This is a genomic window from Nostoc parmelioides FACHB-3921, assembly GCF_014696625.1.
GTDB classification, from domain to species: Bacteria; Cyanobacteriota; Cyanobacteriia; order Cyanobacteriales; family Nostocaceae; genus Trichormus; species Trichormus parmelioides.
This window is the reverse complement of sequence record NZ_JACJQL010000125.1, coordinates 1-8798: the sequence shown is the minus strand read 5'-3', so window position 1 is coordinate 8798 and position 8798 is coordinate 1. Positions and strand designations below refer to the sequence as shown.

General features: G+C 43.9%; 8 protein-coding genes. 6 read left to right on the top strand and 2 right to left on the bottom strand.

Annotated elements, in window-relative coordinates; genetic code table 11:
* Nucleotides 1-773: 773 nt before the first annotated feature.
* Nucleotides 774-947: a hypothetical protein gene (locus H6G14_RS32100; protein WP_190572912.1), complete on the bottom strand. Its 174-nt coding sequence runs from the start codon at nucleotides 945-947 to the stop codon at nucleotides 774-776.
* 42 nt (nucleotides 948-989) lie between these two features.
* Here H6G14_RS32100 and nifB point away from each other — a divergent pair, with 42 nt between their 5' ends.
* From nifB to nifD, 6 genes are all read left to right on the top strand, one after another.
* Entirely contained in the window at nucleotides 990-2417 is a 1428-nt protein-coding gene (nifB, locus tag H6G14_RS32095) for a nitrogenase cofactor biosynthesis protein NifB (protein ID WP_190572910.1), read from the top strand.
* A 227-nt stretch (nucleotides 2418-2644) separates the two neighbouring features.
* Nucleotides 2645-2995, top strand: a complete 351-nt coding sequence (locus tag H6G14_RS32090) for a DUF362 domain-containing protein (RefSeq protein WP_190572909.1) — start codon at nucleotides 2645-2647, stop codon at nucleotides 2993-2995.
* 2 nt (nucleotides 2996-2997) lie between these two features.
* Entirely contained in the window at nucleotides 2998-4200 is a 1203-nt protein-coding gene (nifS, locus tag H6G14_RS32085; protein ID WP_010995628.1) for a cysteine desulfurase NifS, read from the top strand.
* Between the two features lie 201 nt (nucleotides 4201-4401).
* On the top strand, nucleotides 4402-5304 hold the full coding sequence (gene nifU / locus H6G14_RS32080) for a Fe-S cluster assembly protein NifU (RefSeq protein ID WP_190572908.1): 903 nt from the start codon (nucleotides 4402-4404) through the stop codon (nucleotides 5302-5304).
* Between the two features lie 210 nt (nucleotides 5305-5514).
* Nucleotides 5515-6402: a nitrogenase iron protein gene (gene nifH / locus H6G14_RS32075; protein ID WP_010995626.1), complete on the top strand. Its 888-nt coding sequence runs from the start codon at nucleotides 5515-5517 to the stop codon at nucleotides 6400-6402.
* 132 nt (nucleotides 6403-6534) lie between these two features.
* The gene (gene nifD, locus H6G14_RS32070; RefSeq protein WP_190572907.1) at nucleotides 6535-7977 is read left to right on the top strand and encodes a nitrogenase molybdenum-iron protein alpha chain; all 1443 of its coding nucleotides are present in this window, start codon (nucleotides 6535-6537) and stop codon (nucleotides 7975-7977) included.
* 185 nt (nucleotides 7978-8162) lie between these two features.
* On the opposite strand, the gene H6G14_RS32065 is transcribed toward nifD, so the two are convergent.
* A complete protein-coding gene (locus H6G14_RS32065; RefSeq protein ID WP_190572906.1) occupies nucleotides 8163-8627 on the bottom strand; it encodes a hypothetical protein in 465 nt (154 codons plus the stop codon).
* Nucleotides 8628-8798: the final 171 nt, after the last annotated feature.

Genomic DNA, 8798 nt, shown 5'->3' with positions numbered 1-8798 from the left:
CTACTTATCCTCTATACCACCTACTTAGACAGAACCTTGCCGTTAGATATGCCTGCCTTTATCCCTTGCTTAGTATTCTTGTACTATATTTAGATGCGTTTGCCCTGTCTACAGTAAGGAATAAGGTATTTTAACCTAGAAAAAAAAAGATAGTAAATATTAAATTTATTGAAAAATATCCGCATTAACGATGCCACCAATAAGAGCTTACAAGCCTTATTTGCTAAGCCTTACAAGCTTAATTGAATATCATTTCAAATAAAACATTAAAAAAATATGAATTACATTTTTCCCTGAAAAAAAATGATATGTTGGATACAGAATTGAATTTCGCACGTATCTGGAGTAGTACAACGTAATCTACTCCAGTTTTTCCCTCCAGAATCTCTTGCAAATAAGGACTTTCAGCAAGATTTTAGGAGGGAATGAGTACAAAATTGTATAGTTAACAATTAGCCCAAACAGCCCTTGAATACTTGCTGTAGTTGGGTTACAAATGAGTACAATCAGATCCTGAACCCCTTTCCATAAATACTCGTACCCCAACTAGAAAATACTAGAACCCCTACCTGAAAAAAATTTAAAAAATTCTCAAAACGTTCTTGAAATCATCATTTGAGATTTTGAGTATAACTGTAATAAATCCAATAAATTCTATTCCAGAGATACAAACTGTAATAGTCAAAGACGACTGCTATAAATCTTATATCGCCAATCACTTAACGCTTCTACATAAAACGCAAGCAAAAAGTGAGTGGAGGGATGAGATAGCACTATGCCTTTGTGAATAGAGGTCGCGGCTGCATCCACATTCTACCAAGACACCAAGTTGACACACACCAGCCGAAACCAAGGACTTCATAGCCTGCCCTACTCAGCGAAGCCGCTACAGGCAATGTGGCAGACGCGACTTCAATTCTTAGGGCAAACACAATCAGCAACGGCATCTCCCACAGTGGCAGCTAGTCCACCGACATTTGCGAAATTCAATGACACCACCAGTTACAGGCTCTTCCGTTACTGAATCGACACCTACCAAAGCAAAATCAGGTGGTTGCGGATGCGACACCAGCACCACCGTGGAAATGGACGAAAAGCTCCAAGAACGTATTGCTAAACATCCCTGCTACAGCGAAGAAGCTCACCACCATTACGCGAGAATGCACGTTGCTGTTGCACCTGCTTGCAACATTCAATGCAACTACTGCAACCGTAAATATGACTGCGCTAACGAAAGCCGTCCAGGCGTAGTTAGTGAATTACTCACCCCCGAAGAAGCAGCACATAAAGTCTTAGTAATTGCAGGCAAAATTCCCCAAATGACAGTTCTGGGAATTGCTGGCCCTGGCGATCCTCTGGCGAACCCAGAAAAGACTTTCCGCACCTTTGAATTGATTGCAGACAAAGCGCCAGATATTAAGCTGTGTCTATCAACCAACGGTTTGATGCTGCCGGAATATGTCGATCGCATTAAACAACTAAATATTGACCACGTTACTATTACCCTAAATACTATTGACCCAGAAATCGGCGCACAGATTTATTCTTGGGTTCACTACAAGCGCAGACGTTATAGAGGTGCGGAAGGCGCGAGAATTCTGCTAGAAAAGCAGATGGAAGGTTTACAAGCTCTCAGAGAAGCTGACATTCTGTGCAAAGTCAACTCCGTGATGATTCCCGGCATTAACGACCAGCATCTGGTTGAAGTCAACAAGATGATTCGGGAACAAGGTGCATTCCTGCACAACATCATGCCTTTGATTTCTGCACCAGAACATGGTACACACTTCGGCTTAACTGGTCAACGCGGGCCTTCACAAAAAGAACTGAAGTCAGTGCAAGACCAATGTTCTGGCAACATGAAAATGATGCGCCATTGCCGCCAGTGCCGTGCTGATGCTGTAGGCTTGTTAGGAGAAGACCGCAGCCAGGAATTTACCAAAGATAAATTCCTCGAAATGGCTCCAGAATATGACTTCGACAAACGTCAAGAAGTCCACGAAGGTATTGAGAAATTTAGAGTAGAACTAAAAGCAGCCAAAGAAAAAGTACTAGCTGGCAAAGAAAAAACAGCTAGCAATCCTAAAATCTTAGTTGCGATCGCCACTAAAGGCGGCGGATTAGTTAACCAACACTTCGGCCATGCCAAGGAATTCCAGGTTTACGAAGTAGACGGTAGTGAAGTTCGCTTTGTCAGTCACCGCAAGGTTGATCATTATTGTCAAGGTGGATACGGCGAAGAAGCCACATTTGACAATATTGTTAAAACTATCGCAGATTGTAAAGCAGTTTTGGTTTCCAAGATTGGCGAATCCCCCAAAGAAAAACTGCTCCAAGCCGGTATACAGACTGTTGAAGCTTACGACGTGATTGAGAAGGTTGCTTTAGAGTTTTACGAGCAATGGAATAAGGGTTAGGGACTAGGGACTGGGGACTGGTGAGCCAGCGACGGGTACGTAGGGGGTTTCCCCCATAAGCGACTGGCTAACCCCGAAGGGGGGACTAGGCAAATTACCCAATCCCCAATCCAAGGCAAAAGTCAAAAGTCAAAAAATCTTTTACCTTTTTACTTTGTACTTTTTACTTTTTTGTCCCCAATCCCCAATCTCCAATCTCCAATCCCCAATCAACAAGGAGAATAATCATGGCTTACACCATCACCAGCCAATGTATTTCCTGCAAGCTCTGTTCGTCTGTATGCCCCACTGGTGCAATTAAGATCGCTGAAAACGGACAGCACTGGATTGACCAAGCACTGTGTACAAATTGCGTTGATAGCGTCCACACCGTACCTCAATGTAAAGCTGGTTGTCCCACTTGCGATGGTTGCGTTAAAGTACCTAGCGATTATTGGGAAGGCTGGTTTGCTAACTACAACCGAGTTATAGCGAAATTGACAAAAAAACAAGACTATTGGGAACGTTGGTTTAATTGTTATTCTCAGAAATTTTCCGAACAGCTACAAAAGCATCAGGGTGAAATCTTAGGGGTATAAAGATGAGTGTTATTTATCTCGATAATAATGCTACCACTAAGGTAGATCCAGACGTTGTAGAGGCAATCATGCCCTACCTGACCGATTATTACGGCAATCCTTCTAGTATGCACACCTTTGGTGGACAACTAGGAAAGGCAGTCAGAACAGCGAGAGAACAAGTTGCTGCCCTGTTGGGTGCGGATGAATCAGAAATTGTTTTTACCAGTTGTGGAACCGAGGGTGATAATGCGGCTATTCGCGCCGCATTGTTAGCCCAGCCTGAGAAGCGCCACATTATTACAACCCAGGTAGAACACCCCGCAGTCTTAAATGTCTGCAAACAATTAGAAACCCAAGGCTACACTGTTACCTATCTTTCCGTAAATAGTCACGGGCAATTGGATCTAGATGAACTAGAAGCCTCGCTGACAGGTAACACCGCCCTGGTGACAATTATGTATGCGAACAACGAAACTGGTACTGTATTCCCAATCGAAGAGATTGGGAAACGAGTTAAGGAACGTGGCGCAATCTTCCATGTGGATGCGGTGCAAGCAGTAGGTAAGATACCTCTGAATATGAAAACCAGCACCATCGATATGTTAACCATATCTGGTCACAAAATCCATGCACCCAAGGGTATTGGCGCTTTGTATGTGCGTCGCGGTGTGAGATTCCGCCCCTTGTTGATTGGTGGACACCAAGAACGCGGTCGCCGTGCAGGTACAGAGAATGTACCCGGAATTGTCGGTTTAGGTAAGGCCGCAGAGTTAGAATTGATTCATATCGAAACAGCGATTAAGAAAGAAACCAGGCTGCGCGATCGCCTAGAACAAACCTTACTCGCTAAAATCCCTGACTGCGAAGTTAACGGTGATATTACGCAGAGATTGCCCAACACCACCAACATCGGCTTCAAATACATTGAAGGCGAAGCGATTCTGCTCTCCCTGAACAAATATGGCATCTGTGCGTCGTCTGGTTCGGCTTGTACCTCTGGGTCGCTGGAACCATCCCACGTCCTCCGGGCAATGGGTTTACCATACACCACCCTCCACGGTTCGATTCGCTTCAGTCTTTGTCGCTACACTACAGAAGCTCAAATCGATCGCGTCATCGAAGTCATGCCCGAAATTGTCGAACGTCTCCGCGCCCTTTCCCCCTTCAAAAATGATGAAGCGGGTTGGTTGCAAGCCCAAGAACAGACATTGGCTCATCGTTAATTAGATTAGGGAATGGGGAGTAGGGAGTAGGGAGTGGGGAAAGAGTTTACCACTCACCACTCACCTTCCGAAAAAGATTAGGGGATGGGGAAAGAGTTGGTTAATTACATCTTTCCTTCTGAAAAGGATAAGCTCAAGCATTTCCCACTCCCCACTCCCCGCCTCTACTCAGCACTCATAACTCAGCACTCGGAACTCAATATGTGGGACTACACAGATAAAGTATTAGAACTGTTTTACGATCCCAAGAATCAGGGAGTGATCGAAGATAATGGCGAACCTGGCGTGAAGGTTGCCACCGGTGAAGTAGGGAGTATTGCTTGCGGTGATGCGCTGAGACTGCACATCAAGGTGGAAGTAGAATCCGATAAGATTGTTGACTCTCGCTTCCAAACCTTTGGCTGCACCAGTGCGATCGCTTCTTCTAGCGCATTAACAGAAATGATTAAGGGTTTGACTTTAGATGAAGCTCTGAAAGTTTCTAATAAAGACATTGCTGATTACCTCGGTGGCTTGCCAGAAGCCAAAATGCACTGCTCTGTCATGGGGCAAGAAGCTCTGGAAGCTGCTATCTATAACTATCGTGGCATTCCTCTCGCCGCCCATGATGAAGATGACGAAGGTGCATTAGTTTGTACTTGCTTCGGTGTGAGTGAAAACAAGGTACGTCGCATAGTTGTCGAAAATGACCTTACTAGTGCGGAACAGGTAACAAATTACATTAAAGCTGGCGGCGGTTGCGGTTCCTGTTTAGCTAAAATTGATGATATCATTAAAGATGTAAAGGAAAACAAAGCCGCAACAAACCTCAACAATAAAAGCGGAAGTAAACCTACAAATATTGCTAACTCTGGGCAAAAACGACCGTTAACCAACGTGCAGAAGATAGCCCTCATCCAAAAAGTATTAGACGAAGAAGTAAGACCCGTATTGATTGCCGACGGCGGAGATGTAGAACTCTACGATGTAGATGGCGATATTGTCAAAGTAGTACTGCAAGGCGCGTGTGGCTCTTGTTCTAGTTCTACAGCCACCCTCAAGATAGCGATTGAATCCAGATTACGCGATCGCATTAATCCCAGCCTAGTAGTAGAAGCAGTTTAGTTAACAGTCAACCGTTAACTAACACCCAAAAGAACTTTCACAACCACATAACCAACCCATCATGAACAATAATTCTACTGGTTTTTCTGTGGAGCGATCGCCCCCTCTTCGGCGACGTTCTACAAACCCCTCACAGCCATAGCTCAACAGGCGTGAGATCCAAACACAAAGACCGACCAACTAACCAACCAATTGCAGGAAAAGAGAACAATGACTGACGAAAACATTAGACAGATAGCTTTCTACGGTAAAGGCGGTATCGGTAAATCTACCACCTCCCAAAACACCCTTGCAGCTATGGCAGAAATGGGTCAACGCATCATGATCGTAGGTTGCGACCCTAAAGCTGACTCCACCCGTCTGATGCTTCACTCCAAAGCTCAAACCACCGTACTACACTTAGCTGCTGAACGCGGTGCAGTAGAAGATTTAGAACTCCACGAAGTAATGTTGACCGGTTTCCGTGGCGTTAAGTGCGTAGAATCTGGTGGTCCAGAACCCGGTGTAGGTTGCGCTGGTCGTGGTATCATCACCGCTATTAACTTCTTAGAAGAAAACGGTGCTTACCAAGACCTAGACTTCGTATCCTACGACGTATTAGGTGACGTTGTATGTGGTGGTTTCGCTATGCCTATCCGTGAAGGTAAAGCACAAGAAATCTACATCGTTACCTCTGGTGAAATGATGGCGATGTATGCTGCTAACAACATCGCTCGCGGTATTTTGAAATATGCTCACTCCGGTGGTGTACGTTTAGGTGGTTTGATCTGTAACAGCCGTAAGGTTGACCGTGAAGACGAGTTAATCATGAACTTGGCTGAACGTTTGAACACCCAAATGATTCACTTCGTACCTCGTGACAACATCGTTCAACACGCAGAATTGCGTCGTATGACCGTTAACGAGTACGCACCAGACAGCAACCAAGGTCAAGAGTACCGCGCATTAGCTAAGAAGATCATCAACAACGACAAGCTCACCATTCCTACACCAATGGAAATGGATGAACTAGAAGCTCTGTTGATCGAATACGGTCTATTAGACGACGACACCAAGCACTCTGAAATCATCGGTAAGCCCGCAGAAGCTACCAAATAGGTCATGCCGTAATTAGGAGACACGGAGACAGGAAGATGAGGAAGCAATTCCTCTTCCAACTCTCCCTTCCCGACTCCTCACTCTCCCAAATATACTTCTATTTCCCCATTCGTAAGAGTCACTGAGGCAGATATGACACCTCCCGAAAACAAGAATCTTGTAGATGAAAATAAGGAACTTATTCAAGAAGTTCTGAAAGCTTATCCCGAAAAATCTCGCAAAAAACGCGAAAAGCACCTCAACGTCCACGAAGAAAACAAGTCTGATTGCGGCGTTAAGTCTAACATCAAATCCGTTCCTGGTGTAATGACCGCCCGTGGTTGTGCTTATGCAGGTTCCAAGGGTGTGGTTTGGGGTCCTATTAAGGACATGATCCACATCAGCCACGGGCCTGTAGGTTGCGGTTACTGGTCTTGGTCTGGTCGTCGTAACTACTACGTTGGTGTAACTGGTATCAACTCCTTCGGTACCATGCACTTCACATCAGACTTCCAAGAACGCGACATCGTGTTCGGTGGTGACAAAAAACTCGTTAAACTCATTGAAGAACTCGACGTTCTCTTCCCTCTAAACCGTGGTGTTTCCATTCAATCTGAATGTCCCATCGGTCTAATTGGGGATGACATCGAAGCTGTAGCTAAGAAAACTTCTAAGCAAATTGGTAAGCCTGTTGTACCCTTACGTTGCGAAGGTTTCCGTGGTGTGTCTCAGTCTTTAGGACACCACATCGCTAACGACGCTATCCGTGACTGGATTTTCCCAGAGTACGACAAGCTGAAGAAAGAAAACAGACTTGACTTCGAGCCAAGCCCCTATGACGTAGCTCTAATCGGTGACTACAACATCGGTGGTGACGCTTGGGCCAGCCGGATGCTGTTGGAAGAAATGGGCTTACGTGTTGTAGCTCAGTGGTCTGGTGATGGTACACTCAACGAGTTGATCCAAGGCCCTGCTGCTAAGTTAGTCCTCATCCACTGCTACCGTTCTATGAACTATATCTGCCGTAGTTTGGAAGAACAATACGGTATGCCTTGGATGGAGTTCAACTTCTTCGGCCCCACCAAGATTGCTGCATCTTTACGCGAAATCGCGGCTAAATTTGATTCCAAGATTCAAGAAAACGCCGAGAAGGTAATTGCTAAGTACACTCCAATCATGAATTCTGTGGTTGAGAAGTACCGCCCTCGCTTGGAAGGTAACACCGTAATGTTGTACGTAGGTGGTCTACGTCCTCGCCACGTTGTTCCCGCTTTTGAAGACTTGGGTATCAAAGTAGTTGGTACAGGTTACGAATTCGCTCACAACGACGATTACAAACGTACCACCCACTACATCGATAACGCCACCATCATTTACGATGACGTTACCGCCTACGAATTTGAAGAGTTCGTAAAAGCTAAGAAGCCTGATTTAATCGCTTCTGGTATTAAAGAGAAGTACGTCTTCCAAAAGATGGGTCTTCCCTTCCGTCAAATGCACTCTTGGGATTACTCCGAACCTAGCGACGGGGTGCAGATGTCAGATGAGGTAAGGTTTTTTGTTGCTGGGAGAAAAATAAGTCTATTTTTAGCCTAAATGCAGGTTGTAAGGTTATCTGAGAACAATATATTTTTGCTGCTTAAGACAATATAACTCTTATTGGGTCTGGTTTTTGGGTTTTGCTTAGATTTTGCTTAAATGAAAACTGTAAAATGAAAGACTATTTTGATTAGCATTATTTTAGATTAATTAGGGGCGATAGATGACATAAGATGACATAACTACTTAATTTTCTCCATTTCTACAAGTATCTCTTGAAGTAGAAATTCTAAATTTGGTTTGAACGGCTCAACTTGATTCCGCGTTGGCAAGTTTTCCTTGTGACGTATTACATCATGTGTATGTAAGTCTGCAACATCTCTTGCAATTTCCTCTAACGGCTTAAACAATTCACGACGACTTTTTGATACTTGGCTGATTACTTGGTGAAATGTTTGTTGCCCGAAAATAGGTGGAATATGATTGATAATTGCTCTTATCACGAGAATTGATGCTATATAATTTCCACTATTAAATGAGCTATTCAGTTCTTCACAAAATCCGACTAATTTATCTAGATCAAATTTGCTACTTTTTACTAATTTTAGGTATTCAATAATTTGATAATTAACATAATTATCTGGTAACTCACTCTTTAAATTTAGAACAACACCAACTTTACTCAAACGCTGTAAATTCTCTATCAAATTTTGAAATGAACCACTATACTTCCTAGTCTCTTTTATAGCTTGTTGCCATCGATTTTCATCTCAGGGCGAACGCATCTTAATTGCTAATAAGAATTGGGAAGCAAATTCAAACATCTAGAATAAAGCCAATTGTCTTAGATAAATAGTGAATGTAAGTCAAAGGATAAA

What these genes read in the sequence shown, in the direction of transcription:
- H6G14_RS32100 (WP_190572912.1), bottom strand. Translation starts at nt 947, where the DNA reads ATGCCGTTGCTGATTGTGTTTGCCCTAAGAATTGAAGTCGCGTCTGCC.
- nifD (WP_190572907.1), top strand. Translation starts at nt 6,535, where the DNA reads ATGACACCTCCCGAAAACAAGAATCTTGTAGATGAAAATAAGGAACTT.
- nifU (WP_190572908.1), top strand. Translation starts at nt 4,402, where the DNA reads ATGTGGGACTACACAGATAAAGTATTAGAACTGTTTTACGATCCCAAG.
- nifH (WP_010995626.1), top strand. Translation starts at nt 5,515, where the DNA reads ATGACTGACGAAAACATTAGACAGATAGCTTTCTACGGTAAAGGCGGT.
- nifS (WP_010995628.1), top strand. Translation starts at nt 2,998, where the DNA reads ATGAGTGTTATTTATCTCGATAATAATGCTACCACTAAGGTAGATCCA.
- nifB (WP_190572910.1), top strand. Translation starts at nt 990, where the DNA reads ATGACACCACCAGTTACAGGCTCTTCCGTTACTGAATCGACACCTACC.
- H6G14_RS32090 (WP_190572909.1), top strand. Translation starts at nt 2,645, where the DNA reads ATGGCTTACACCATCACCAGCCAATGTATTTCCTGCAAGCTCTGTTCG.